The sequence below is a fragment of the Rothia sp. SD9660Na genome, assembly GCF_030064065.1.
Lineage (GTDB): Bacteria > Actinomycetota > Actinomycetes > Actinomycetales > Micrococcaceae > Rothia.
Genome location: NZ_CP125946.1, coordinates 835,135 through 859,891, shown reverse-complemented (window position 1 = coordinate 859,891; position 24,757 = coordinate 835,135). Strand labels below are relative to the sequence as shown.

Here is a 24,757-nt window from a genome sequence, read left to right as displayed (position 1 = left end):
TCCCTTCCCTCAGTTTTGCCCTCACAGTTTTTGGGCACCACAAAAGTTTAGCCCCATTCGGGAACGAATGGGGCTATGAGTCATCTCTCGATGAGTCTAGTTGACTAGGCTACCGGCAGGGCGGGTAGCAGGTTGCTCAGGGTCTGACCGGCTAGATTGATGGTTTCGTTTCGGCCGTCGGTAGCGTTAATAACGATGGCACCGGACACCACGGTGAGGACGACCTCAACGTCAGCTTCGGGGTTGCTGGTGAAGTAGACCTGGGCCTGGCTGAGCAGCAGCTGGGCCAGAGTTGAGGTGTTTGAGCCGTCGGAGGTGAGGGTGATGGCCTCGTTGGTGGTGTAGGTGACGCTCACGGTCTGCTGCTGGCCGTTAGTTGCCTGGGTGCCATAGGTAGCGGTCATTTCGGCGCTGTTGACGCCGGTGGCGGTTACGGCGCTGCCGCCGCTCTGCTTGACCAGGTGGCGGGTTACGCCGTCACGGACGCTGTCGATGGGGAATGGGTCCCAGCCGTTGGGGAAGGTGACCACGTAGTCCAGGCGGAAGGAGGCTCCTGCGGCAAGGACGGCGGTGCCCGCTACGGGTGCTCCGGTGGTGTCTTCGGGGCTGGAGAGCCAGAGGCCGGTGCCGCCGTAGGTGCCGGAGTTAAAGCCGCCCAGGCTACCGCCGGGGGTGAAGGTTCCCTCGCCGTTGGCGACCAGGCCGGTGGGGGCGTCCGCAATGAGACCGGTAGAGTCATCGAACTGAACGTCACCGCTGGTGTTGCTGGTGCCGCCGAAGGTTGAGGCTACGCCGACGTTGGTGTTGTAGCCGGCGCTGGCGTCCTCGATTGCGATCTGGGAGAAGAGCCCCCAGCGTACGGTCAGGGTGGGGACGGTAACGCTGGTGCTAGCCGCGTAGGCGGGCACAAGGGCTGAGGACGCAACAACGGGCGCCGCCCAGAGGCCGGCTGCGGCCAGGGTACGGCGTGAGGTTTGGGGTGAGGTCATGTGTGTTTCCTTAGAGTGTGGTTCTAAGCGAGTGATGGTGTGTTGGTTAGTTTTCGTCGTTGTCGCCGGGTGCAAGGCCCTCGTAGATTTCCTTGCATTCGGGGCAGACGGGGAACTTTTCGGGGTCACGGCCGGGGGTCCATTTTTTGCCGCAGAGGGCGCGCACGGGCTTGCCGGTGAGGGCGGACTCCATGATTTTTTCTTTGCGCACGTAGTGGGCGAAGCGTTCGTGGTCGCCGGGTTCGATGTTCTGGACTTCTTCGCGTTCCAGCAGGGCGGTGCCGCCGGAGTGGGCGGTTTCGGGGAAGGGGTCTTCGATGCCGGGAATCGATGACATGCCGGGTCTCCTTGAGATTCAGAGCGGGTTGGTCTTGTTTACCAGTGTAGTGCCCCCGTCAAGATGGCGTCCGGCTCCTGCTGTGGGGCAGGGGCCGGACGCCGCTGGTGGCTTGCCTGTTTCTAGCAGATTGAGGGGTGGGTTAGCTGTAGCGGGCTACTCGTTGGTACATGTCTGCTACGTGCTGTTCGTAGTTTTTCGCTCCAGCGCGGACGCCCAGGTAGAAGGCTGCTACCCCAATCAGGGCGGTGACGGCGGCGCCCAGCCAGAACCAGAGCAGGCTACCGACAATGTCGGTAGCAGCCATACCGATGAGGGTCGGTAGTGAGAGAGCCATGGGGATAAAGATGATAAAACCCCGTACCATGGTCTTAGCCATGCCATCAGGCTGTTCCGGGGTCTTCCAGGGGCTGGTTCCCGGCGGTACTACCGGTGCATTGAAGGTGGTGTCCAGGTAGTTGGCTATGCCGTTGGCGATGAAGTAGGTTCCCAGGGCGCTCACCAGCAGGGGCAGGGCCCAGGTGGCGTGGCCGGTCAGGAAGGCAAAAGCCAGGGTGCCCAGCACAATCATGGGCAGGTAGAGCAGCATCATGCCGTAGGCCCGCCCCAGCCTGTCATCTATACCGCGCAGGGGTGAGAGGGCGTGCAGGGAGAAGGCCGAACCTTCAAAAGAAGCCAGGGCAGACTGGGAGTAGCCTGCCATCGCCGGTATGAAGGCGACCGCCATGACGAAGGCCATGGGGTTCGTCATCTCTTCCTCTACCCCGTTCGCTGAGACGATAAAGCTTCCCGAGATAAAAACCATCAAGATATACATGAGCGGCATCATGAGCACGTTGAGGTTGGTCCGGGAATCCCGGAGCATCATGTCGAGGGTACGGGCGGCGATAGCCCCGCGCACGGTGGCCGGGAAGCGCCCAAGAAGCCCCAGATTACCCTGGGCCAGGGTTTTGCCTTCGTCCCGTACCCCGGCGGAATCTCCCACGCTGGCCATAGTTTTGGCCGCAAAGAACTGCCAGATGAACCAGGCCAGGGCACAGTAGACCAGGGTGAGCGCGGTAAGAGCTAGAGCAAGGCCGTAGTGGCCGGCTCCTACCTGCGGGGCAATGGCCCAGGCTGAGGCTACAGGACTCCACTGCAGGTAGCCGAGAATCTGCCGGAGCTGCTCGGTATTGCTGGTGATGCCCGTGATAGTCGCCAGCATCAGGGGCCCGGCAAAGATCAGGGCCGCAAAGGCAAGAAGGGTGAGGGCGTTACTCACTGAGCGTCGCGAGCGGAGGGGTATAGAGGCTACCGCGGTCAGGCGTCCGCCCAGAATGGCTAGGGTAAGGCCCAGCAAACCTGCCGGGATAAAAGCCAGGGTAGCCGCTAGCGAGTAGAAGTTGGAGGTTATCAGAGCCAGGACGGCTAGTACCGTCAGCGCACCGGGCACCCCAATCAGAGCCCCTAGGGCTTGGCCGCCCATGAGCTGGCGGACGGTAATGGGATAGGGGGCGAGGCGCTCCGGGTCAAGGGTGGGGTCGGCACCGGCTGCAACCAGGGGTATCAGCCACCAGGCCAGGGTCAGCAGGCCACCGGCCAGCCCCAGAATCAGTAGGGAGTCGGCGGGGTTCTGCAGGGTGAAACCTAAACCGGCCACGACCACCAGGGCGACGAGCCCGTAGAGCAGGCCAAAGACCAGGCCCACGATAGCCCAGGCGTTCCCGTTACGGAAAATAGCGAGGAAGTGGTCGATTTTGAGTTTTAGGAGGACTGTAACCATGAGATTCCCTCCGATACAACGCGTCCGCCCACCAGTTCAACAAACCGCTCTTCTAGCGATACTCCACCGCGCACCTGTTCCACGGTGCCAGAGGCCAAAATACGGCCGGCGTTCATAATGGCAACGTGGTCGCACAGGCGCTGAACCAGGTCCATGACGTGGGAGGAGATAATCACGGTGCCGCCGCCTGCCACATAGGCCTTGAGAATATCCTGGATGTTCGATGCCGAGACCGGATCCACCGCCTCGAAGGGCTCGTCGAGCACCAGCAGAGAGGGGGCGTGAATCATAGCGCAGGCCAGGGCAATTTTCTTGGTCATACCGGCTGAGTAGTCGGAGACCTTGAGGCCGGCGGCCCCGATCAGGTCCATAGCCGTGAGCAGGTCGCGGGTTCGCTCAGCCACGGTTGCCTTATCGAGCCCGTGCAGGCGGCCGGCGTAGGTGAGGAGCTGCTCGCCGGTGAGCTTATCGAAGAGGCGGACGCCGTCGGGCAGCACGCCTACCCGGCGTTTAGCATCTAGGGGGTTGGCCCAGACGTCCAGGCCACCCACCAGTACCTGCCCGGCGGTGGGCTTGAGCAGGCCTGTTGCCATGGAGAGGGTGGTGGTCTTACCTGCGCCGTTGCGCCCTACCAGCCCGTAGAAGGAGCCTCGGGGTACGGTGAGATTGACTCCGTCTACCGCAGCCTGCTGGCCAAAGACCTTCACCAGGTTGGCGATTTCCAGGGCTGCGCTGCCCCTGCTGGCCTCTGCCACTTCAGCTTCTACCGGCGCTGAAACCGGCTCAGTAAAGCCGCTGCCGGGTGCATCTTCAGGCCGGTTGTGGGTTTGGTCGTAAGGTTTATTCTGCGGGGGAAGGTTCTCGTGTGCCATATCTCCACTGTACCCAGCATCACGAGCCTTTCCCTCCCCCGCTAGGGTGATTCCTTAAAAAAGAGCCATCATCAGGGCTGAACGGGCCTTTGTGACGCGGGAGTCAGCTGAGCCTACAACCTCGAAAAGTTCCAGCAGGCGTTCGCGCACCATGATCTTGGTCTCTGCGTCCACGGCCTTGAAGAGGGCAATAAGACGGTTGAAGGCATCCTCCACATGCCCGCCAGCTACATCTAGGTCGGCGACGTTGAGCTGGGCCTGCACATCGCTCGCGTCGGCGGCAGCTTTTTGGCGTTCTTCTGCCAGGTTCAGAGTAGAGACGCGGTGAAGCAGGTGCACCTGGGCTAGGCCGATTTTAGCGTCCGTATCGCCCGGGTTCTCGTTAAGCGCGCGGGTGTAGGCAGCTTCCGCTCCCTGGTAATCGCCCCGGTCTAGAGCCTCAATAGCTTCCCGGTGCAGGGGCGGCAGGGGCTTCTCGGCCTCCGACAGCACAGGCTCGAATCCACCGGGCAGACCCTGCTGGGCAGCAAGCTGTAGCACCTGCCCCAGCACCTCGGTCAAGGCCTGGGGCTCAACCGGGCCGTTGAAGAGCGGGGCCGGGCGGCCAGCGAGCACAGCTACGGCCGCAGGTACGCCCTGAATCTGGAAGGCCTGCCCGATTTCGGGAGTCTTGGTGATATCGACGGCAGCCAGCAGCAGGTTACCACCGGCAGAGTTCACCAGGGCATCGACCTGCTCCAGCATCTGCACCGAAGCCGGTGAGTGGGGTGCCCACAGGGCAAAAATGACGGCACCCCGGTTGGACTCCTGCACCAGCTGCTGGAACTGGGCCACATCGGTTACATCCAGTCGCCAGCTGGTAGCAGCTATCTCATCAGCCGGTGTAGAAGGAGCTTCAGCTGCGCTTGTAGCTCCCAAGTCCAGGGCATTTCGCACCGAAGCGGGTAGGTTCTGATCGTCAATCCCGGCCATTGGGCCTTCCTTTCACAACGACAAATATCTCTACTGTCTATGGTGCCAAAGCTCAGCCGGTGAACGGGCACCCCTGCCCTAGTTCTAGCCCAGGGCAGAATCAGGCTAAGGTAGAACTCAGTAACAGCTCCCCTAGCCCAAGTAGCCAGCATGTCCTCATCTTTTTCTCCCTCCCGCCTCCTGCGGTCTCTGACCCCCCGCGTTAGCCACGCGCAGGCGTCCGCGCCCTCCACTTCCGAGGCTAGTACCGCGGCAGAAAACAGCAGGCTCACGCAGAACAACAAGTTCGCACTACCTGTTATACCGGGTGCCCGCCCCCGCCACCGCCTGCAGGTGCCCGAGGAACCGGCCCACCTGAAAGAGAATAAGGACGCCGCCGCCCCCGCTCCCCCAGAAACCCACGCTCTCGCCCCCGGCAAGGGCCTCTACATCAGCAACCCAATCTATTTTGGTTTCATGCTGGCCGTTGGGGTCGGGCTTGCCTGGATGGGCATGTACTTTGTGCTCAATATCGGGGCCCTCGCAGGATGGCTGACCGGCGCAGTTTTCATCGGTCTAGGACTAGACCCGGCAGTACGCAAACTCGAACAGTGGGGTCTTCCGCGTGGCGCGGGCGTCACCGTCGTTTTCCTTTTCTTCGTTGCGGTAGCCGCCGCCCTCATCTTCTGGATAGTACCCCTCATTGCCCGCCAGGCAGTTTCCTTCATCACCGGTTTCCCCCAGCAATTCGAAAACTTCCTCAACTCCGACCTCTTCTCGGGTCTCGATGAGCGCTACCATATCCGCTCAGCGGTAGACGCCGAGGTAGAGAAGTTCTTTGAACAGGTCACCTCAGATACCTCTGTGGTCAGTGGTTTCATGAACTCCCTCATGAACGCGGGATCCGCCCTGGCAGAAATCACTACCGGCACGATTATCGTGCTTTTCCTCTCCATCTACGTGCTCGCCTCCCTACCCACCATCAAGGCCTGGTTTATCCGCCTGGCGCCTGCCTCCAAGCGTGAACGAGTCGGCTACCTCACCGAAAAAATCACCAGCTCTGTTGGCCAGTACGTCATGGGCCAGGCTCTCGTGGCTATCTGCAACGCCACCTGTGCCGCCATCATCATGCTGATTGTGGGCGTGCCCTTTGCCCAGCTGCTCATGCTCTTCGTCCTGCTCCTGGCTTTCATTCCCCTGGTCGGTGGCGTCAGTGCCGCCACCCTGGTCTCGGTCATCTCGCTCATCGACAGCTGGCAGACCGCCCTCTTCTTCCTTATCCCCTACCTGATTTACCTGCAGATTGAGGCCTACTTCATCTCCCCCCGCATTATGAGCAGGGCTGTGGCCGTACCCGGTGCTGTAGCTATTATCGCGGTGGTAGCCGGTGGCTCTCTCTGGGGCGTGCTCGGTGCACTCATCGCGATTCCCGTCGCTGCCTCCCTGCTGATTCTGGTCAACGAGGTACTCGTGCCCCGCCAGGACCAGCTCTAACGAACCCTCCGTTTTCCTTAACCCGGTAGCGCCCTGCCTTTGAGCAGGGGCCGCTACCGGGTTTTTCTGCGCTTCTAACGCATCCCAGGTCTGCTGCAACCCACCGGGCTCTACCAGAATCTACGGGTTGCCCAGCACCGCTCGTGCCAATGGCGACGCTCCTCGATAGCCCGCTGGGCACCAAACATGTGGTCCTGCTGCCAGACCACCAGGTGCGCCACCCCGGGCTGGATAGGCCGTTCACATTCGGGGCACTTATAGGTTTTCAGAGCATTGATGGAGGGGATGTACTGCACATACCAGTCCCCGTCTTGGGCCCGCTCCACTCGCGGGGCGGGATCAAGGATACGGGAAATGTCACGCCCAGCGGGGCGGGCTTTCTGCCACTTGCTGGGGGCGGCCCCGGAGTTAGAGTTGGGGCGGCGGGGCTTAGATGAAGAACGACGAGGCATTCCCCCATTCTTTCATGCACCGGTGTACCCGCCCAAGCCACCTGTTAGAGTGGTACGGTGCGTTTAGTTATTGCTGATTGTTCCGTAGATTACATGGGCCGTCTCAATGCCCATCTGCCCCGTGCTACCCGCCTGCTCATGATCAAAAACGACGGCTCGGTGCTGATTCACTCCGACGGCGGCTCCTACAAGCCCCTGAACTGGATGAGCCCGCCCTGCCGTCTACATATTTCCCCTCGCGAAGAGTTCGAGGGCACCTCGGTAGCCGAGGATCTTGACCCCGATGTGAGCGAGCTGTGGACTGTGCAGGCTGCCAAGAGCGACGACAAGCTAGTCATTCGTGTCTTTGGTACTCACGGGGAACTCAGCCACGATTTGGGTATTGACCCGGGCCTCATTAAGGACGGCGTTGAGGCCGACTTACAGCGCCTGCTGGCGGAACAGATTGAGCTCCTTGGTGCGGGTTACCGCCTGGTGCGCCGCGAGTACCCCACGGCAATCGGCCCGGTGGATATTTTGGCTAAGGACGCCGGGGGCGTCTCTGTGGCTGTCGAGCTCAAACGTGTGGGCGATATCGACGGCGTAGAACAGCTCACCCGCTACCTAGAGCTCCTCAACCGCGACCCCCTGCTAGCGCCGGTTCAGGGTGTCTTTGCTGCCCAGCGCATCAAGCCCCAGGCCCGCACTCTGGCAGAAGACCGTGGTATCCGCTGTGTGGCTCTCGATTACGATGCCATGCGTGGAGTAGATGACGTAGAATCCCGCCTCTTCTAAACAAGAAGAAAGCTAAAAAAATAAGGACGCCGCCCTCCCCCATCTCTGGGGAAGGGTGGCGTCCTTTCATCACAGAAATCTAGTTAGATCTGTGCGTGCTTAGCTGCGATGGTGACTCGATCGTTAGAGACGGTCAAGAAACCTTCGTGCAGACGGGTGGTCTTCTTCTCACCGCTGGTTGCCTCGATCAGAAGCTCACCGTCTTCAGCGAGAAGGGCCATGGTGGGGATGTGACCGGGCATGATACCCAGGTCGCCATCGACGGTGCGTGCGCGCACGTACTTGGCTTCGCCGACCCACACGATTCGTTCACGGGAAACGACTTCAACTTTCAGTGCCATGATTACTTGGCTCCAGACTGTGCCTTGATTTCCTCGTAACGGCGCATGACGTCGTCCATACCACCGATGTTGTAGAAGGCCTGCTCGGGGATGTGGTCGACATCGCCGCGGCAGATCATCTGGAAGGATTCGATGGTGTCCTTAATCGGCACGGTTGAACCCTCGACACCGGTGAACTGCTTTGCAGTGTAAGTGTTCTGTGAGAGGAACTGCTCGATGCGGCGGGCACGTGAAACAACAACCTTCTGCTCTTCAGAAAGTTCGTCAACACCGAGGATGGCGATGATGTCCTGAAGTTCCTTGTTTTCCTGCAGGATAGCCTTGACCTGGATTGCGGTGTCGTAGTGCTCCTGACCGATGTACTGGGGGTCCAGGATTCGGGAGGTGGAGGACAGGGGATCAATCGCGGGGTACAGACCACGTGAAGCAATCTCACGGGAGAGCTCGGTGGTTGCATCCAGGTGGGCGAAGGTGGTTGCAGGTGCGGGGTCGGTGTAGTCATCCGCAGGAACGTAAATTGCCTGCATGGAGGTGATGGAGTGACCACGGGTTGAGGTAATGCGCTCCTGCAGCAGACCCATTTCGTCGGCCAGGTTGGGCTGGTAGCCCACAGCGGACGGCATGCGGCCGAGCAGGGTTGAAACCTCAGAACCTGCCTGGGTGAAGCGGAAGATGTTGTCGATGAAGAGCAGAACGTCCTGGTTCTGAACGTCACGGAAGTATTCCGCCATGGTCAGGCCGGTCAGCGCAACGCGCAGACGGGTTCCCGGCGGTTCGTCCATCTGGCCGAACACAAGAGCGGTGTCCTTCAGAACGCCAGCTTCTTCCATTTCAACCCAGAGGTCGTTACCTTCACGGGTACGCTCGCCAACGCCGGTGAATACTGAGGTACCACCGAAGTTACGAGCAACGCGGGTAATCATTTCCTGAATCAGAACGGTCTTACCAACGCCTGCACCACCGAAGAGACCAATCTTACCGCCCTTGATGTAGGGAGTCAGAAGGTCGATGGACTTGATGCCGGTTTCCAGCATCTCGGTCGAACCTTCGAGGTCTGCGAAGCCGGGGGCTGCGCGGTGGATAGGCCAGTAGGTGTCGGCCTTGATTTCGTCGTTGGAGACGTCGAGGGCGTCACCGAGAACGTTGAAGATGTGGCCCTTGACGCCGTCGCCTACGGGGACGGAGATGGGGGCTCCGGTGTCAACTACAGCCTGGCCGCGGACGAGGCCGTCGGTCTGCTGCAGGGAAATTGCGCGTACCAGTGAGTCACCGAGGTGCTGGGCAGTCTCGAAGGTGATCTTACGGGTGGTGCCGTTGAGGGTCAGATCAGCGGTCAGCGCGTTGTAGATGTCAGGTACCTGGCCAGCAGGGAACTCAACGTCAACGACAGGGCCGATAACGCGAGCAATGCGACCGGTTGCGCCCTGAGCCGGCGCGGTAGCCGATTCGTTCAGAGTGGCAGTCATTGTTCTCACTTACCTATGTAGAGAGTGGAAAGTTGTCTGGTGGATTAGGAGGCGAGTGCGTCGGCGCCGCCAACAATTTCGCTGAGCTCCTGAGTAATTTCTGCCTGGCGAGCGTTGTTCATCAGGCGGGTGTACTTCTTGATGAGCTCGTCAGCGTTATCACCTGCGGACTTCATCGCGCGCTGGCGGGATGCCAGTTCGGAGGCCGCTGCTTCTAGCAGGCACGCATAGATGCGGGAGGCGATGTAGCGGGGTAGCAACTCGTCGAGAACTTCCTTGGGGCTGGGCTCGAATTCAAAGACTGAGTTCTGCTGGAACTGGTCGTCTTCGAGACGTTCGCCGGGCAGGATTTCTTCACCGAGTTCGCGGGCGTCTGCTACCGCGATGGGGAGCAGGCGCAGGACGCGGGTTTCCTGGCTGACCATGGAGACGAATTCGGTATAGATGATGTGGAGGTCATCGACGTCGCCGTTTTCGTAGGCTGCCAGGATGGCGTCGCGTGCTGCAACGGCCATCTCGATGTTGGGGTTGTCGGTGTTGCCTTCCCATGCCTGCTCGTATTCGCGTTCGCGGAAGTCAAAGTAGGACTTTGCCTTGCGACCGATGAGGTAGAGCTTGACATCACGTCCCTCACCGCGGAGCTTCTCAATAAGACCCTCGGTTTTTTTGAGGACGGATGAGGAGTATGAACCCGCAAGGCCGCGGTCGCTGGTGAGGACCAGTACTGCGGAGCGACCGGCCTTAGCCTTTGAGCGTGCGTTAAGCAGGGGGTGCTCAATGTGGTGCTGGGTCGCAATGGCAGTGACGGCCTTAGTCAGCGCATTTGCGTAGGGGCTAGCGGCCTCTGCGCTCTTACGTGCCTTGTTAATGCGTGAGGTTGCGATCATCTCCATCGCCTTGAAGATCTTCTTCATAGACGATGTTGAAGTAATCTTTTGGCGGTAAACCCTAATCTGGGCTCCCATAGAGATTCCTTTCACTCCTAGGGTGAGGGCCCCTCCCCCAGGTTCTGTTGGAGGGGCATCTCACCTGCTAGGAAAATCGCTAACCGATGGTTTCCTGTGATACTTCGCTGTCTGACAGGGGCTTATGCTCTTCGTGACCGGCCTCTACGAGGTGGCTGGTGCCTTCTGAGCGGAAGCCCTGCTTGAAGTCGACGATGGCAGTCTTGAGAGCTGCTACGGTTTCGTCTTCGAGCTTGCCTGATGCTGCGATGTCCTGCAGTACTGAGGTGGAGCGGCGCAGGTGGTCGAGGAACTCTGATTCAAAACGCAGAACGTCTGAAACTTCGAGGTCATCGAGGTAGCCGTTGGTGCCTGCCCAGATTGAGACAACCTGGTCCTCAACTGCGTAGGGGGTGTACTGGGGCTGACGCAGCAGCTCGGTGAGGCGAGCACCGCGGGTCAGCTGAGCCTTTGAAGCGTCATCCAGGTCGGAAGCGAACATAGCGAAAGCTTCCATGGCTCGGTACTGTGCAAGGTCGAGCTTGAGGGTACCGGAGACCTTCTTCATAGCCTTGGTCTGTGCTGCACCACCAACACGGGAGACGGAGATACCTACGTCGACCGCAGGGCGCTGGTTAGCGTTGAAGAGGTCTGACTGTAGGAAGATCTGGCCGTCGGTGATGGAGATGACGTTGGTGGGAATGAAGGCTGAAACGTCGTTTGCCTTGGTTTCAATGATCGGGAAGCCGGTCATTGAACCTGCACCCAGCTCGTCGGAGAGCTTTGCACAGCGCTCGAGCAGGCGGGAGTGGAGGTAGAAGACGTCGCCGGGGTATGCTTCGCGGCCCGGAGGACGACGCAGCAGCAGTGATACCGCGCGGTAGGCTTCTGCCTGCTTTGAGAGGTCATCGAAGATGATGAGGACGTGCTTGCCACCGTACATCCAGTGCTGGCCAATGGCGCTACCGGTGTAGGGAGCCAGGTACTTGAAGCCTGCAGCGTCAGATGCGGGGGAAGCCACGATGGTGGTGTATTCCAGAGCGCCCTGCTGCTTGAGGGTTTCGCGTACTGCTGCGATGGTTGATGCCTTCTGACCAATAGCAACGTAGACACAGCGAACCTGCTTGTTGGGGTCACCGGTTGCCCAGTTGTCCTTCTGGTTCAGGATGGTGTCAACCGCGATAGCGGTCTTACCGGTCTGGCGGTCACCGATGATCAGCTGACGCTGGCCACGGCCAATCGGAATCATGGCGTCGATTGCCTTGAGGCCGGTCTGGAGGGGCTCGTGAACTGACTTACGCTGGGTAACGCCGGGAGCCTGAAGTTCAAGGGCGCGACGGCCTTCGGCTTCAATCTCGCCCAAATCGTCGATGGGGTTGCCCAAGGGGTCAACAACACGGCCCAGGTAGGCATCGCCTACGGGTACTGACAGAACCTCGCCGGTACGGTGAACTTCCTGGCCTTCTTCAATGCCGGTGAAGTCACCGAGGATGATGACACCGATGTCACGAGTGTCGAGGTTCTGTGCCAGGCCAAGGGTGCCGTCTTCGAAGCGAAGCAGCTCGTTAGCCATTACTGAGGGAAGGCCCTCAACGCGTGCGATGCCGTCGGATGCTGATGCAACACGACCCACCTCTACGCGCTCTGCATTGCCGGGTTCGTAAGACGCTGCGAATTCGTTCAGCGCGTTACGGACATCATCGGCGTTGATGGTCAAATCGGCCATCTTATGTCCCTGCTCTCCTAATTTGTTGGTGTGCCTGCCGACTGGCGGCAGACCCACCGAAACTTGTGTGACGTGCCGGGATTAGGCTTTAAGCCTTACCCCTTGTCGTCTGTGTATCTTCTAAATCACCGTCGAGGTCTCGACTGTGTAAATCGCCTATGCGAAAGCGCGGCCTAGTTCCGACAGCTTGGTAGACAGTGAGCCATCGATGACTTCGTCCCCTACCTGCACACGTAGACCACCTAGAAGGGCGGGGTCTACAGTGATGTCGAGCTTCAGCTCCTTGCCGTAGGTCTTGTTGAGTGACCCCTGCAGCTTTGCAATCTGCTCTGCAGTCAGCGCGGTTGCTGAGGTTACTCGTGCGATCCAACGGTTTTGACGCTTGACGATGATTTCTACAAACTCGTTAGCCAGACGGGCTGCGGTGGTTCCGCGGGCCGCAGTGGCAACTCGTTCTAGCAGAAGCTTGCCTTCAGCGGTAGCTACACGGCCACCGAGGCTGACAGCCAGCTTCTTGAGTGCTTCCTTGCTTGCCCTGGTATCGGCAAGAGCAGCCTGTGCTTCTGCTGAGGCATCAACGGTGTTGATGAAAGTCAGCAGTTCGTTGACGGTCTGCTCCAGTGCATCGACACCTCCGCGCTGCTCAGCAGAAAGCGCTACTGATGTAACAGCGGTTGTTTCGAGGGCATCAGCTAGATCGCGTTCTTCGCTCCAGCGGGCTTCTGCTGCTGCAGAAACGATGGCCAGAGCTGCGTCGGAAATCTTGCCGCCCAGAACGGAGCTGGCGATGCCTGCTCGCTGCGCTGCTTCGCGGGAAGGATCGGTTAGACCTCGCCGGAACCCGCCGTTGCTGTCGATAACATCAACAACAGCGAAGAGCTCTTCTGCGAGGTGGGTCGGGTTGTCGGTAGGCTGGGCTACCAGAACCTGTTCCACCTTATTCAGTGATTCAGTCGATACTGCTGACATTAGCGGGCTGCACCTGCCTGCTGCTGCGCGTCAAGGTCAGCAAGAAAACGATCGACTACACGTGCGGATCGCTCATCATCGTTGAGGGATTCGCCCACAATCTTGCCAGCCAGTGAAGTTGCCAGAGCGCCAACTTCGGTACGAAGTGATGCTGCGGCAGCTGCACGTTCTGCCTCGATAGTCTTCTGGGCGTTTTCGGTGATGCGAGCGGCCTCAGCGTTTGCGCGCTCCTTAGCTTCTGCCACGATGGCGTCGCCTTCGGCGCGTGCTTCTTCGCGAATCTTCTGAGCTTCCAGACGAGCGCTTTCGAGCTGCTGGCCGTACTCTTCGCGTGCTGCTGCGGCCTCTGCCTGAGCCTTTTCAGCCTTGGCTAGACCACCCTCAATTGCTTCTTTACGGTCCTGGTAAATCTTTTCGAATGCCGGGACAACGTACTTGCTGACGATGAAGAGGAGGAGCAGGAACCCGATGGCGGTAATGGCGATTTCCCAGACATTGGGGATCAGAGGGTTCGCGCCCTCTGCTGCTGCCATTAAGTGAGACATAGGGGGTTTTCCTGTTCTATAGTTTGGTCAATCTTTCGGCGGGGCCAAAAATTACTTGATAAACGCAAGAACCAGGCCGAGAACTGCCAGTGCTTCAACCAGTGCAAAGCCCAGGAAGAGCATGGGCTGCAGAGTCTTCTGTGACTCGGGCTGACGAGCAACGGAGGTCATGTAGGCTGCGAAGATCAGACCTACGCCGATGCCACCGCCGATAGCTGACAGGCCGTAACCAACTGCGGTAAGTGAACCGGTGAGTTCCATGATGTTTGTTTCCTTTCACAGTGCCCCTTGGGTTTGTGTCGTATGTAAGGGGCAGAGTTTTGATGTGGACACTCCCCGCTAAAGCGGGTTGCTTTTCTCGTCCATCGGTGGGCCCGACGGAGAAAATCTATATATTTAGTGGCCTTCGGAGACCGAGCCCTGCAGGTAGACTGCAAGGAGCAGGGTGAAGACGTAGGCCTGGATGACCTGAATCATGAGTTCCAGGAAGTAGAGGAAGAGGCCCAGGGCACCAGAACCAACCGATGCGATGGCAGCAATGCCACCTGCTTCAACAATCAGGTACTGGGTCAGCGAGGCTGCAACCATAATCGCCAAGTGGCCACCGAACATAGTAGCGAAGAGACGCAGGGCGTGGGTTGCGGGACGAATGAGCATGTTAGACATGAACTCAATGGGAATCAGGATGACGTAAACCAGCGGGGGAACGCCGGAAGGCATAGTCATATCCTTGAAGAACTTGCCCAGACCCTTGCGCTTGATACCAACGCCAACCCAGGTCAAGTAAGCAATGGCTGCCAGGGCGTAGGCAGAACCTACGTGAGACATGGTGGGCAGCTGGATGACGGGAATTGAACCGTAAAGGTTGTTCACCAGAATAAAGAAGAAGGCGGTGAAGAGCAGGGGAACGAAAGGCTTGTAGTGGTGAGCGCCAATCAGTTCCTTACCCAGGCTGTTACGGACCAGACCGTAACCCATTTCACCCACAAACTGGGTGCGTGAGGGAACCATGGCACGCTTGCGGGCCGCGAAGAGGAAGAAGCCAGCAACGATGACCACCGACAGAATAACCAGAAGCATCTGCTTGCTGAACTCAAAATCACCAATCGTGAAGATGGCAGGCAGGTGCATATCATCGATAGTGGGCGGAACGTAGCCCTGTTGCTCTCCCGCTGCGACAACTAGCCCGTTTGAAATCAAGGCAAGTCCTTTCATTGCTTCGTGTTGGCCGCTGGCTCCAGCAACCTCAGAGGTTTAAAGAATCAAAAGTGTGTGTGCCAACCGGTTCCAGTTGGTCTTATTTTTGCTGTTGCATGTGGATAAATACCAGGTAAATACCACCAAAGGCGCCAACAAATCCGCCTACCCAAGCAATCCAGGTTGTACCCAGTAAGTGGTCCAGACCATAGCCTACCAAACTCCAGATACCAATGCCTATCATGACGTAGAGAAGTGTCATAAAGGCCCCGGCTGTTCCACCACCAGCGACTAAATCGCCAGCAGAGCGTAACTGCTTATCTTGCTTATACCACTTATCGTCGGTGTTGCCCACAGGTGTATGCTCCTTTGCCTAGTTTCATCCTACCGAATCGAAATAGAGGATTCTCTGTTTCGAGATAATTTTCGTTTCAATGACAAGCTGAGCTGCCAGTGCCACCAGGGCGCCGGTCAAGAGCCAACCATTACGAAAATCCTGCGGTATAGGGGCGAACACTAAGAGGCCGGTGAAAACCAATATCTTGAACGGATACATGGCCGCTAGAGCCGCTGCCGCCGCTTTCATCGACTTCTTCTCAGCCGGTATCACAACCATGATTCCGACCGCGAAACTGAGATAAACCAGGGTAAGACCCGTAAGGACCCCACCGGCAGCTGGTTTACCTGCGATAAGTACTCCAACTATCGTACCGACTAGGGCTAAGATAGCCAAAGCCAGTGAGACATCCCGGAAGATTTTCTGCCAGGGCATCTCGTTAATGCCTAATGGTTTAGCCCTCACTTTTCTGACGCACCTTTCCAAGGATGGCGGGCAAAAAAATGTAAAGGACCAAGATAAGGACAACTAACAGGGCAGACCATACAGCGTTCTGGGTTTCAAAAGGCAGAGCCAGCACGGTTATGGCCGTTACAAGAATCGTAGTGAGCGTCACAAGCAAAGCACTACCCAGATGGCTAAAACCAGCATCTGTTAGACGTTGATAGGCATGAGTGCGATGGGGCTTGTACCACTGTTCGCCCCTCACAATTCGGCGCATTAGAGTACTCCCAGTATCTGCTAAATACACCAGCAGGGGGGCCAAAATATATTCGACGTAAACCCCGGAGAGAAAGGCCCCCACCGCCATAGAGGCGATGGCTCCCCCCAGGAAGTAGGAACCGGCATCCCCCAGGAAAACATTCTTGCCCGTGCGTACGTTCCAGGGTAGGAAGGCCAGGTAGGCAGCGGCCACGGCCGCTCCCCCGGCAAGAAGCCAGGGCATCTGGTTTACCCAGCCCGCGTAGGCATAAGCCCCGCCCACAGCAAATCCGTGAAGACCCGAGATGCCGTTGATGCCGTCCATAAAGTTCACCACGTTGATGTAGGCGGCGATCGCAAAGATACCTAGATGAACCCAGAAGATGGAGGTCCCCAGCATCAGGGTCATTCCCAGGGTGACCGTCAGACCAATAAGCAGCTGGGTAGCAAAGCGCACCTTAATGGAGACTCCGCGGTAATCCTCCACCCAGCCCAGCGCACCCGAGGCCACCATGCCCAAGAGTACGCAGAGGGCGATTGACCGGTCAGTAAAAATCTGCCCGTCAACGAGAGCAACAAGATAGCCAAGCAAGGCTGCAAGGGCTGTTGCCAACCCCATACCTCGGAAAACCGGGACGCTGTGAGATGAACGTGCAGTAGGAATATCGACTAGGTTCCAACGGTGCAGGAGCGGACGAACGGCAAAAGGTAGGAGCAGACCCGCACCAAAAGCGATAAGGGTAGGAACCAGAACCAGGGCCTGTAAGTCTGATGTAGTCATTAGGCCTCCTGCCCCCGGTGCTCGGTCCGGTCGTAGCCGCGGTGGCTACGGTAGTTTTCGAGCCAGCGAGCATAGTCAAGGTCAGCGGGGTCAAGCCTGGGGGCTTGAGCCCGCATGATATTTTCGTTCTCTTCGCTGCGCTGGTGTACCTCGTCCTGGCCGAAAAGCACCTCGTCGCGCTTTTCGCCCGCGCGCAGGCCAATGACGTCGATGGCTACATCGAAGCGCTCATAGAGGCTGCGCATATGCTCGGCCACCTTGAGAATTTTGACAGGCTCACCCATATCGAGAACCATAACCTCACCGCTGCAGCCGATTGCTCCGGCCAGCATGACCAGCAGACAGGCGTCCGGAATCAGCATGAAGTAGCGGGTGGCGTTCCGGTCGGTCACGGTTAGGGGGCCGCCGTCCAGAATCTGCTTGGTAAAGAGGGGCTTAATAGAACCGCGAGAGCCAAAAACATTGCCGAAGCGCACCGAGACATAGTTTCGCCCAGTCTGCTCGCCGTACCAGCTCGTCAGCATTTCCGCGCTGCGCTTGGACTGCCCCAGGGCAGTAGTGGGGTCGGCAGCCTTATCGGTCGAGATATTCACAAAAACCTGAACATCAACCTGAGCTGAAGCCTTAAGCACGTTTGCGGTGCCCAGAGTATTGGTTTTATAGGCTTCCTTGGGGTAAGCCTCAAGAGCAGAGACATGCTTAAGGGCGGCAGCATGAAATACAACCTCAGGTTGACGTTCAGTAAAGACCGCCTCTAGGGCCTCAAAATCCCGCACGTCCGCCAAAATCACACTGGGATCATCCAGGCTTGATAGGCCGGTCAGAGAATACCGGGTATCCATGAGCAGGGACTCATCACGGTCGAGCATCATAAGCTCAGCCGGCTGATAGGCATTAATCTGGCGGCAGAGCTCAGAGCCAATCGATCCGCCTGCACCGGTCACAAGCACCCGGCGACCCTGCACGTAGCTACGAATCAGGTCATGGTCGATCTTGTAGTCAATGGTACCGCGGATCTTCTCAAGAAGCTCCCGCTCATTGTTCTCTTCGCTGCGGCGACGGGACTGGCCCATATCGGGAACAGCAGAGTTAATGCGTATGGTCTCTACGCCCAGTTCTTTCATGCTCTGGGCGATGCGGACCAGGCGTCGTTCAGGGATCTCCTCGCCAATAGCAATGAGCACCTTTGTAGCCTGGTGGTGTTTTACCAGGGCGGCCAGATCAGCGCTAGTTCCCTCAACCTTTACCGAATGAATACGGGCGTTACGCACCGAACGGTCATCGTCAACAATCGCGACCGGCAGGTACTTGGCCTTGGGGTCGGTCATCAGGGTTGAAATCAGGTTGCGGCCCAGAAAACCTGCACCGTAAACAATCACCCGCTGCACATCTTTACCGCTGGGGCGGTTGGTCTTTTCCTCATAGATTCGCTTGCTGTAGCGGAAGCCCATCATCAGCAAAACAGCAATGGGGAAAGCGATGAGCACCACCGAGCGGGGCACACCAACGGCACGGGACGATACCATCAGCAGTATCTGCATAATGATGGTGTTAGCTAATATCAGGGGGTAGAGCTTGCTCCCCTCTTGCAGGGTGCCGTAGCTGTGGATGCCACGGTAGAGACCCATCATCAGGCCCCCACCAATTTGTAGGGCGACCATCACCAGGGCAACCGTGGTGAGCCCGCCTGCATCAATCTGGCTCAAATCCATACCGTAGCGCAAAACAAAGGCAGCGGGTAGGGCTATCAGCCAAGCTAGGGAGTCTAGCCCCATCTGCACGTACTTCCACCAAGTCTTCCGCTCAGTGCTCGATGTCAGAATGGGAATAGAGGTGGTCTGCGGGGACGATTCTTTAGACATTGCTGACCTTCTCTTTCTTCCCCTGCGGGTTTCGGCCGGTCATAGCCCTAAAGGCCCGGGTGCGCAGTTCCTCTGGGGCTAGGCGGTAGACACCGCGTATGGCTAGGTTCTGGGCGAAGCGGACGGGACCCAGCACTCCCCCGGTATAGAGCCTACACTGGATGTGCAGGTCCTTGCGCAGGGCCTGGATCCCCCCGCGTCGTGTGTAGGCGGTGGCCACCCGGTAGCTCACCAGGGGCTGGCTCAGATTGCCCAGGACGAACCCGGCGCGGCTCATGCGAGCCCAGAGCCAGTAGTCTTCGGCTCCAGGAACCTCAACGTAGCTACCGACAGCCTCCACGGCGCTCTTGCGGAAGACCACGGTGGGGTGCAGCATGGGGTTGCGTTTCGGAAGCATCTCGCGGATAGCTCTCGCCCCGGTCACAGCCTTCCGTTCGGACTCGGGGCGGGCGGGGTCGTCCGTAAATTCGTACATGGCGCTACCCAGCACGTCGTACTGGCCCGCGGCAAGCAGAGGAACCTGCTGGGCAAAACGGTCAGGAGCAGAAACATCGTCTGAGTCTGCCCGGGCCACAATATCGTAGTCGCAGTAGGTAAGCCCCTCGTGCAGAGCGGCAGCTAGCCCGTAGTTCTCGGCAAGGCGTACCACGGTCACCGGCAGAGAGCTCTGCTCTTCAAAATCAGCGATGATTTGAGAAAGCTCAGCACTCACGGGGCCATCCTGCACCAGCACCAGCTGGTTGGGACGCAGGGTTTGGCCCTCGGTATTCGAGGCTAGGGCCAGGCGCAGGTGCTCGGGCTGATCCCCGGCATAAACACTCATCAAGACAGAGAACTTAGGGTCGCTCCCGTAGTTTGCTTTGATACGCTGGGCCAGCTGGGGGGTTTCAAGCTGGTAGACGCCGTCCAGCACCTCACTGTTGGAGCGATAGCCGGCAGCGGCGTCCTGAAGCCCCTTGAGGAAGTAGCCGGTGTAGGTCTTCTTCTCATCGGTGCGCAGCAGGGTGCTAACCCACAGGCGGGCCGTCGAGCCACCGTAGAGCAGCTTTTCCAGCGGGGTTAGGGTGCGACGGGCACAAAAAACCCAGAGCTTATTGCGTACATCGTTGTAGAAGCGGGGGCCAGGTTTGGCATCTGTGGTACCAAACGTCTTGGTGTGGTGACGGGCTACCGACCGCTCGGTAGCAATACCGTTACTGTGGTGAATCAGGCGGGTGGTGTATTCGAAGTCGTCGTTCCAGATAAAGAAGTCTGCCAGGGGCAGGTCGGTGGCCCGCATGGCGGCAGCGTCCATCAGGATTGACACAAAGGACGCCGAACGGATAGGGCGGGCGCCCACAGCGGCTGCCCGCGCGGTACGGTCAGGGCCCGCTGCGAACATGGTACGCATGGTGTTCATGGGGTGGTCCTGGCCGTTGGTCCACACCACCTTAGAGGCCACAACGGCCGGGCGCTCTGCCCGCACCGGGGAATAGTCAGCCCAAGCCCGGTAAGCCTCAGATAGGGTGTTCTCAGTAGGTTCGGTGTCGTCGTCCATGACCCAGACCAGATCTGCTGCATGCCGGTTCAGGGCCCGGTCGATGCCCACAGTGAAGCCGCCTGCGCCGCCCACGTTCTGCGGCAGATGCACAATATCGGTAGCCAGCGAACTCCGATAGCCGCCCAGGTACTCTTCGGTGCCGTCGGTAGAAGCATTATTGACGATGATAACCGTATCGGGAGTCAGCTCCCCCGCCTCTATCCCGGCTAGGGTCTGTTCAAGCAGCTCACGGCGGTTATAGGTCACCACTACAGCAACAATGCGCTCCTGGGGGCGCACCTGGGGTGTCGGGGCATATACCATGGGCAAACAGGTCCTTTCGTGGGGTGAGGCCACCTGCACAGGCGTGCTTGCCCCGGTTTCAGGGCACAAAGCACACAACTCTATCTAAGTTTAGCGAACTCACCTGTGGATTATCCCAGTGCAGGCGGTTAGAAGCCCAAACCTTAGCCCTTTGTGGCCTGCCCTACGTGTTTTTTGGTCCGGCCTATGCCACCCTAGGGGTAGGGGCACAGACGCCCCACCGGTAACCACCGTACGGACGGAGTAAAGGCATGGCTCAGGCCACATGGAAAGTAATTGGGGCAAGCGGGTTTGTGGGTTCATCGATTGTAGCCCGGCTAGCTGCCGAAGGCGTCCAGGTCGATGCGGTTGAGGCTCCCCGCTTACTCACGCGTACGGCAGAAGCCAACCAGCTCATTCGCGAAGCCCGGCAGCTAGATGGCATTATTGATACTCTCGCTGAATCTTTTGCCGGGTGCGAGGTTGTCATCAACGCTTCGGGCCTGGCTGCCCCTGACCAGGAAGACCTAGCTCCCCTGCTAGGCGCTAATGCCCTGCTGCCTGCGGTCATTGCAATTGCTGCCCAGCGCACAGGGGTCAGCAGGGTAATCCATCTGAGCTCTGCTGCCGTCTTAGGGCGGGTTCCTGTTCTCAGTGCAGAGGCAAAACCGCAGCCTTTCTCTGCCTACTCTTTCTCGAAGGCCCTGGGTGAAGAGGTGCTTCTGGCCCTGCGGGCCTTTATCGAAGAAACAGCAGCTCAGGGGCAGGCTCCCGGCTCTGAAGCGTCAGAGTTCCCGGCAGCCCCCTCTCACTCCCCCGTCGCTGTAGCCGGGGATCACGCGGTCGATATCTGCATTATCCGGGCCACGAGTGTGCAGGGGCGCGGACGCCGAACCACCGAGGCTTTCGCAAAAATCGCATCCTCCCCCCTGGCGTCCGTCGCAGGGCGCACCCCGCGGCGTACCCCGGTCTCCTCCAACTACGCCCTGGCAGAATTCGTCTACCGGGTAGCAGGTTTCACTGGCCCCCTGCCCGCCATCGTAATGCAGCCCTGGGAAGGGGCTACCACCGAGTCCGTCCTTATTGACGCAGGACGCCGCCGCCCTCTACACCTACCGGTCCCCCTCTGCCGGGCCCTGGTCGCCACCGGTTACAGGGTCTCTGAGCTCCTGGGGGACCGCCTGACCGGGCCCGTCCGCCGGGTTGAGGTGATGTGGTTCGGTCAGGATATCGACGATTCGTGGGCTCAAAAAAATAGCCTGGTGCCCCAAGCACGGGTGAGCGAGGTGCTTCGCACCGCCCACAGCGCACTGGGCACCAGGCAGGACCGCAAGTTTGAAAACTAGTCGGTAGGAGTTTCGTTGCCCTCGCCATCCGCTTCGGTCAGCGGTTCGGCGGGGGCTTCTTTCTGGGTGCCGAACACCAGCGAACGGGCATCAGCTACCGGGTAGGGCTTGGTGTTGTCTTGTACCACGCGGGTCTCGGGGGCATGAGCGCTGGCGGTACGGCGCTGGTCAACGGCTACGGTGGCACTAGCACCGCCTACCAGACCCGCAGCGAGCGAACCAGCTACAGGAGCGGCGGCCTGGCGGGAGGCAGCCTCAACCTCTTCTGTCTCAGGCTCATCCACCTGGCGGGGGGAAAACTCGGTATCTTCCATCGCCTCTGAGCTTGCTACCAGAGCTGACTCGGCTTCGCGGCGGGCTTTCTCCTGGGCCTCAAACTCGGCGCGAGTTAGCACACCGGGCACGACCTCGCGCAGGCGCTCTACTGAAATTGCGCCCTCACGGACCACAATCAGGCGATCCGAAGTGCAGTCCACGATGGTCGAAGGTAGGGCGTCCTTGGCTTCGAAGTCCTCAGGACGGTTCTCGGGGCGGGGCCCACCGTCAAAGATAACGGCCACGTCATCGCCCAGCTGGGCTATGGCTTCCTGGGCTGTGGTGGCAGCTGGACGGCCGGTCTTGTTGGCTGACGATACAGCCAGGGGGCCCAGGTTTTTCAGAAGCTCAATAGCAACCGGGTCATTAGGCACACGCAGGGCAACGGTGCCCTGGGTCTCGCCCAAATCCCAGTTCAGAGAAGGCTGGGAGTAAAAAATTAGGGTGAGAGCACCGGGCCAGAACTCGGTAGCCAGGGTGCGGGCGTCCTCAGAAATCTCGTCGGCCAAGCCCGGCAGCACAGACTGGTCGTAAATGAGTACCGGCGGGGGCATCTGCCGGGTGCGGCCCTTAGCGGCAAGCAGGTTCCCAACGCCCTCAACGGAGAAGGCGTCGGTGGCGATACCGTACACGGTGTCGGTGGGAATCACGATGGTCTTGGCTGCCCCGATTGCCGAGTTGGCGGTCGCGATGGCGTCGCCCAGGGTCTCAGAGTCGGTTGCACTAACAATGGTTGCTTTCACGCTCATTATTCTTTCACATTCTTAGGTGCCTGGTAGCGGTTTGTAGCCTGCGGTGTGACGGGGTTTACCCGCGAAGTCGTCAATAGATTCGATACCTTCAAAGCCGACGGCGGCAAGGGCCTGACGCATCAGTTCCCGCTGGGTTTCGGCGTGCTCCATAATCAGGTAGCCACCGGGAGCTAAGAGAGCGTAGGCTCGGGCTGCGATGGCGGTAGGTAGCTCCATGCCGTCCTCTCCCCCACCGTAGAGGGCCAGGGCCGGATCGTGGTCGCGAACCTCTGGATCTTTAGGAATTGCCCCGACAGGGATATAGGGAGGGTTGGAGGCCACCAGGGTCACGGCTCCCTCGTACCCGGGCAGGGCCGTACGGGCATCGCCCGCTACCAGTTCCACGCCGGCGGGGCCCAGGTTACGCTCGGCCCAGGCGGCAGCTTCGGTCGAGAGTTCAACGGCGAGGACGCGCGGGGTCGGCACCTGCTCATCGGCGGCTAGCTCAGTAGCAAGGGCAGCTGCGATGGCACCTGACCCGGTACACAGGTCAACCACTAGGGGCTGAGCGGGTAGGGCCTCAGCCATGCCCCGGTAGGCGGTGAGGGCGTGCTCCACCAGCAGCTCGGTCTCGGGTCGGGGCACAAAAACCCCCGGCCCTACCGACAGGGTCAGGCCTCGGAAGTGGGCCTGGCCGGTCAGATGTTGGAGGGGCAGGCGCTTACCGCGCAGGGTTACCAGACGGTCAAAGCCCTCAGGTACCGGATGCCCCAGCAGGGCAAGGGACTGAACACGACCCCGTGATACCGGCTCACCGACGTCCTTCTCCAGCAGATAAGCGGCAAGAAGCTGCGCGTCAGCCGCAGCCGAGTCAATACCGGCTGCGCCAAGATAGAGCGCAGCCCGGCGAAGAGCTGAATCAAGCTCTTCGCCGGGCTCCAGGCTAAAATCAGCCACGCTTACTTGTCTTCCTGCCCGAGCTTCTCAAGGCGGGCAGCCTCGTCCATCTCGATAGCGGACTGCACAACAGCCTCAAGATCGCCGTTGAGCACAGCGTCCAGGTTGTAGGCCTTGTAGCCGGTGCGGTGGTCAGCAATACGATTTTCAGGGAAGTTGTAGGTGCGGATACGCTCTGAACGGTCCATGGTGCGCACCTGGGAGTGGCGCTTCTCGGCATTCTCGGCGTCAATCTGCTCCTGCTGCCAGGCAAGCAAGCGGGCACGGAGCACGCGCATAGCAGCTTCACGGTTCTGAATCTGTGACTTCTCATTCTGCATAGCAACCACGATGCCGGTAGGCAGGTGGGTAATACGCACAGCGGAGTCGGTGGTGTTCACCGACTGACCACCGGGGCCAGAAGAACGGTAGACGTCAATCTTCAGGTCGTTCTGGTTAATCTCGATTTCCTCGGGCTCATCGACCTCGGGGAAGACCAGCACACCGGCAGCTGAGGTGTGGATACGCCCCTGGGACTCGGTCGCCGGAACACGCTGCACGCGGTGCACGCCACCCTCGTACTTGAGGTGGGCCCAGACGCCCTCAGCCGGGTCGTTCGAGGTGCCCTTGATAGCTACCTGGGCGTCCTTGTAACCGCCCACGTCAGTGGTCTGGGAGGAAATCATTTCGGTCTTCCAGCCCTTAGACTCGGCGTAGCGGGTATACATGCGCAGCAGGTCAGCAGCAAAGAGGGAGGCCTCGTCGCCGCCTTCGCCACCCTTGACTTCGAGAATGACGTTGCGGCCGTCGTCCGGATCACGGGGAATCAGCAGACGGCGCAGCTTCTCTTCTGCCTCGGGCAGCTGGGCTTCAAGCTCCTTGACCTCGTCAGCAAAGTCGGGGTCTTCGGCAGCCATCTCGCGGGCAGCTTCAACGTCGTCACGCAGGGTGTTGACGCGGTTGTAGGCTTCAACGATGCCGTTAAGCTCTGAGTAGCGGCGGCCCAGCTTACGGGCCTTACCCTGGTCAGCGTGGACGGCGGGGTCAGCCAGCTGCTTCTGGAGGTCTGCGTGCTCGTCAAGCAGACCCTGGATAGATTCAATCAC

The 24,757-nt window shown here is 59.3% G+C and carries 25 protein-coding genes; 3 read left to right on the top strand and 22 right to left on the bottom strand.

The annotated features are described in order from the left end of the window. Positions 1–104: 104 nt before the first annotated feature. From QM007_RS04160 to QM007_RS04140, 5 genes are all read right to left on the bottom strand, one after another. Positions 105–989 carry a hypothetical protein gene (locus tag QM007_RS04160; protein ID WP_283490683.1) on the bottom strand — a complete coding sequence of 295 codons (885 nt, stop codon included), beginning with the start codon at positions 987–989 and terminating at the stop codon, positions 105–107. A gap of 46 nt (positions 990–1,035) precedes the next feature. Further along, entirely contained in the window at positions 1,036–1,326 is a 291-nt protein-coding gene (locus tag QM007_RS04155) for a DUF3039 domain-containing protein (protein WP_283490682.1), read from the bottom strand. 142 nt (positions 1,327–1,468) lie between these two features. Then, positions 1,469–3,088 carry a hypothetical protein gene (locus QM007_RS04150; protein WP_283490680.1) on the bottom strand — a complete coding sequence of 540 codons (1,620 nt, stop codon included), beginning with the start codon at positions 3,086–3,088 and terminating at the stop codon, positions 1,469–1,471. Further along, on the bottom strand, positions 3,070–3,960 hold the full coding sequence (locus QM007_RS04145) for an ABC transporter ATP-binding protein (protein WP_283490679.1): 891 nt from the start codon (positions 3,958–3,960) through the stop codon (positions 3,070–3,072). Before QM007_RS04145 ends, QM007_RS04150 begins: the two co-directional genes overlap by 19 nt. Positions 3,961–4,014: 54 nt before the next feature. Next, the gene (locus QM007_RS04140) at positions 4,015–4,932 is read right to left on the bottom strand and encodes a co-chaperone YbbN (protein ID WP_283490678.1); all 918 of its coding nucleotides are present in this window, start codon (positions 4,930–4,932) and stop codon (positions 4,015–4,017) included. A gap of 150 nt (positions 4,933–5,082) precedes the next feature. Between QM007_RS04140 and QM007_RS04135 the strand changes: the two genes are divergently transcribed. Continuing rightward, the gene (locus QM007_RS04135) at positions 5,083–6,405 is read left to right on the top strand and encodes an AI-2E family transporter (protein WP_283490677.1); all 1,323 of its coding nucleotides are present in this window, start codon (positions 5,083–5,085) and stop codon (positions 6,403–6,405) included. Between the two features lie 110 nt (positions 6,406–6,515). Here QM007_RS04135 and QM007_RS04130 read toward each other — a convergent pair whose 3' ends face one another. Continuing rightward, positions 6,516–6,857, bottom strand: coding sequence for an Rv1322 family protein (locus QM007_RS04130; protein WP_283490676.1), 342 nt, complete (start codon positions 6,855–6,857; stop codon positions 6,516–6,518). A gap of 57 nt (positions 6,858–6,914) precedes the next feature. Here QM007_RS04130 and nucS point away from each other — a divergent pair, with 57 nt between their 5' ends. Next, positions 6,915–7,631 (top strand): endonuclease NucS, encoded by a 717-nt coding sequence (gene nucS / locus QM007_RS04125; protein ID WP_237185871.1) that lies wholly within the window; start codon positions 6,915–6,917, stop codon positions 7,629–7,631. An 83-nt stretch (positions 7,632–7,714) separates the two neighbouring features. Here the strand turns inward: nucS and QM007_RS04120 are convergent, their stop codons facing one another. From QM007_RS04120 to QM007_RS04060, 13 genes are all read right to left on the bottom strand, one after another. Then, positions 7,715–7,972 carry a F0F1 ATP synthase subunit epsilon gene (locus QM007_RS04120; protein WP_237185870.1) on the bottom strand — a complete coding sequence of 86 codons (258 nt, stop codon included), beginning with the start codon at positions 7,970–7,972 and terminating at the stop codon, positions 7,715–7,717. Positions 7,973–7,974: 2 nt separating this feature from the next. Further along, positions 7,975–9,438, bottom strand: a complete 1,464-nt coding sequence (gene atpD / locus QM007_RS04115; RefSeq protein ID WP_185174462.1) for a F0F1 ATP synthase subunit beta — start codon at positions 9,436–9,438, stop codon at positions 7,975–7,977. A 44-nt stretch (positions 9,439–9,482) separates the two neighbouring features. Further along, a complete protein-coding gene (locus tag QM007_RS04110) occupies positions 9,483–10,403 on the bottom strand; it encodes a F0F1 ATP synthase subunit gamma (RefSeq protein ID WP_283490675.1) in 921 nt (306 codons plus the stop codon). 79 nt (positions 10,404–10,482) lie between these two features. After that, a complete protein-coding gene (atpA, locus tag QM007_RS04105; protein ID WP_283490674.1) occupies positions 10,483–12,108 on the bottom strand; it encodes a F0F1 ATP synthase subunit alpha in 1,626 nt (541 codons plus the stop codon). Positions 12,109–12,264: 156 nt separating this feature from the next. Next, on the bottom strand, positions 12,265–13,077 hold the full coding sequence (locus tag QM007_RS04100) for a F0F1 ATP synthase subunit delta (RefSeq protein ID WP_283490673.1): 813 nt from the start codon (positions 13,075–13,077) through the stop codon (positions 12,265–12,267). Continuing rightward, entirely contained in the window at positions 13,077–13,622 is a 546-nt protein-coding gene (locus QM007_RS04095; RefSeq protein ID WP_237209876.1) for a F0F1 ATP synthase subunit B, read from the bottom strand. Before QM007_RS04095 ends, QM007_RS04100 begins: the two co-directional genes overlap by 1 nt. Positions 13,623–13,673: 51 nt before the next feature. Further along, entirely contained in the window at positions 13,674–13,883 is a 210-nt protein-coding gene (atpE, locus tag QM007_RS04090; protein ID WP_237187984.1) for an ATP synthase F0 subunit C, read from the bottom strand. A gap of 135 nt (positions 13,884–14,018) precedes the next feature. Beyond that, a complete protein-coding gene (gene atpB, locus QM007_RS04085) occupies positions 14,019–14,822 on the bottom strand; it encodes a F0F1 ATP synthase subunit A (protein WP_283490672.1) in 804 nt (267 codons plus the stop codon). 97 nt (positions 14,823–14,919) lie between these two features. Next, positions 14,920–15,174 carry a hypothetical protein gene (locus QM007_RS04080; RefSeq protein ID WP_237236638.1) on the bottom strand — a complete coding sequence of 85 codons (255 nt, stop codon included), beginning with the start codon at positions 15,172–15,174 and terminating at the stop codon, positions 14,920–14,922. 24 nt (positions 15,175–15,198) lie between these two features. Further along, entirely contained in the window at positions 15,199–15,591 is a 393-nt protein-coding gene (locus QM007_RS04075) for a hypothetical protein (RefSeq protein WP_283490671.1), read from the bottom strand. A gap of 19 nt (positions 15,592–15,610) precedes the next feature. Further along, the gene (locus QM007_RS04070) at positions 15,611–16,639 is read right to left on the bottom strand and encodes an MraY family glycosyltransferase (RefSeq protein ID WP_283490670.1); all 1,029 of its coding nucleotides are present in this window, start codon (positions 16,637–16,639) and stop codon (positions 15,611–15,613) included. Beyond that, a complete protein-coding gene (locus tag QM007_RS04065) occupies positions 16,639–18,501 on the bottom strand; it encodes a nucleoside-diphosphate sugar epimerase/dehydratase (protein WP_283490669.1) in 1,863 nt (620 codons plus the stop codon). Before QM007_RS04065 ends, QM007_RS04070 begins: the two co-directional genes overlap by 1 nt. Further along, positions 18,494–20,344 carry a glycosyltransferase gene (locus QM007_RS04060; RefSeq protein WP_283490668.1) on the bottom strand — a complete coding sequence of 617 codons (1,851 nt, stop codon included), beginning with the start codon at positions 20,342–20,344 and terminating at the stop codon, positions 18,494–18,496. The genes QM007_RS04065 and QM007_RS04060 overlap by 8 nt, the downstream gene beginning before the upstream one ends. Positions 20,345–20,595: 251 nt before the next feature. On the opposite strand from QM007_RS04060, the gene QM007_RS04055 reads away from it, so the two are divergent. Next, positions 20,596–21,669, top strand: coding sequence for an NAD-dependent epimerase/dehydratase family protein (locus tag QM007_RS04055; protein WP_283490667.1), 1,074 nt, complete (start codon positions 20,596–20,598; stop codon positions 21,667–21,669). Here QM007_RS04055 and QM007_RS04050 read toward each other — a convergent pair. The 3 genes from QM007_RS04050 to prfA are packed head-to-tail and all read right to left on the bottom strand — an operon-like array spanning position 21,666 to position 24,757. Next, positions 21,666–22,733 (bottom strand): L-threonylcarbamoyladenylate synthase, encoded by a 1,068-nt coding sequence (locus QM007_RS04050; RefSeq protein ID WP_283490666.1) that lies wholly within the window; start codon positions 22,731–22,733, stop codon positions 21,666–21,668. The genes QM007_RS04055 and QM007_RS04050 overlap by 4 nt on opposite strands. 15 nt (positions 22,734–22,748) lie before the next feature. Continuing rightward, positions 22,749–23,672 (bottom strand): peptide chain release factor N(5)-glutamine methyltransferase, encoded by a 924-nt coding sequence (prmC, locus tag QM007_RS04045; protein ID WP_283490665.1) that lies wholly within the window; start codon positions 23,670–23,672, stop codon positions 22,749–22,751. Positions 23,673–23,674: 2 nt separating this feature from the next. After that, complete coding sequence (gene prfA, locus QM007_RS04040) at positions 23,675–24,757, bottom strand: peptide chain release factor 1 (RefSeq protein ID WP_283490664.1); 1,083 nt, start codon at positions 24,755–24,757, stop codon at positions 23,675–23,677.

What these genes read in the sequence shown, in the direction of transcription:
- QM007_RS04160 (WP_283490683.1), bottom strand. Translation starts at nt 989, where the DNA reads ATGACCTCACCCCAAACCTCACGCCGTACCCTGGCCGCAGCCGGCCTC.
- QM007_RS04155 (WP_283490682.1), bottom strand. Translation starts at nt 1,326, where the DNA reads ATGTCATCGATTCCCGGCATCGAAGACCCCTTCCCCGAAACCGCCCAC.
- QM007_RS04150 (WP_283490680.1), bottom strand. Translation starts at nt 3,088, where the DNA reads ATGGTTACAGTCCTCCTAAAACTCAAAATCGACCACTTCCTCGCTATT.
- QM007_RS04145 (WP_283490679.1), bottom strand. Translation starts at nt 3,960, where the DNA reads ATGGCACACGAGAACCTTCCCCCGCAGAATAAACCTTACGACCAAACC.
- QM007_RS04140 (WP_283490678.1), bottom strand. Translation starts at nt 4,932, where the DNA reads ATGGCCGGGATTGACGATCAGAACCTACCCGCTTCGGTGCGAAATGCC.
- QM007_RS04135 (WP_283490677.1), top strand. Translation starts at nt 5,083, where the DNA reads ATGTCCTCATCTTTTTCTCCCTCCCGCCTCCTGCGGTCTCTGACCCCC.
- QM007_RS04130 (WP_283490676.1), bottom strand. Translation starts at nt 6,857, where the DNA reads ATGCCTCGTCGTTCTTCATCTAAGCCCCGCCGCCCCAACTCTAACTCC.
- QM007_RS04120 (WP_237185870.1), bottom strand. Translation starts at nt 7,972, where the DNA reads ATGGCACTGAAAGTTGAAGTCGTTTCCCGTGAACGAATCGTGTGGGTC.
- atpD (WP_185174462.1), bottom strand. Translation starts at nt 9,438, where the DNA reads ATGACTGCCACTCTGAACGAATCGGCTACCGCGCCGGCTCAGGGCGCA.
- QM007_RS04110 (WP_283490675.1), bottom strand. Translation starts at nt 10,403, where the DNA reads ATGGGAGCCCAGATTAGGGTTTACCGCCAAAAGATTACTTCAACATCG.
- atpA (WP_283490674.1), bottom strand. Translation starts at nt 12,108, where the DNA reads ATGGCCGATTTGACCATCAACGCCGATGATGTCCGTAACGCGCTGAAC.
- QM007_RS04100 (WP_283490673.1), bottom strand. Translation starts at nt 13,077, where the DNA reads ATGTCAGCAGTATCGACTGAATCACTGAATAAGGTGGAACAGGTTCTG.
- QM007_RS04095 (WP_237209876.1), bottom strand. Translation starts at nt 13,622, where the DNA reads ATGTCTCACTTAATGGCAGCAGCAGAGGGCGCGAACCCTCTGATCCCC.
- atpE (WP_237187984.1), bottom strand. Translation starts at nt 13,883, where the DNA reads ATGGAACTCACCGGTTCACTTACCGCAGTTGGTTACGGCCTGTCAGCT.
- QM007_RS04075 (WP_283490671.1), bottom strand. Translation starts at nt 15,591, where the DNA reads ATGCCCTGGCAGAAAATCTTCCGGGATGTCTCACTGGCTTTGGCTATC.
- QM007_RS04070 (WP_283490670.1), bottom strand. Translation starts at nt 16,639, where the DNA reads ATGACTACATCAGACTTACAGGCCCTGGTTCTGGTTCCTACCCTTATC.
- QM007_RS04065 (WP_283490669.1), bottom strand. Translation starts at nt 18,501, where the DNA reads ATGTCTAAAGAATCGTCCCCGCAGACCACCTCTATTCCCATTCTGACA.
- QM007_RS04060 (WP_283490668.1), bottom strand. Translation starts at nt 20,344, where the DNA reads ATGGTATATGCCCCGACACCCCAGGTGCGCCCCCAGGAGCGCATTGTT.
- QM007_RS04055 (WP_283490667.1), top strand. Translation starts at nt 20,596, where the DNA reads ATGGCTCAGGCCACATGGAAAGTAATTGGGGCAAGCGGGTTTGTGGGT.
- QM007_RS04050 (WP_283490666.1), bottom strand. Translation starts at nt 22,733, where the DNA reads ATGAGCGTGAAAGCAACCATTGTTAGTGCAACCGACTCTGAGACCCTG.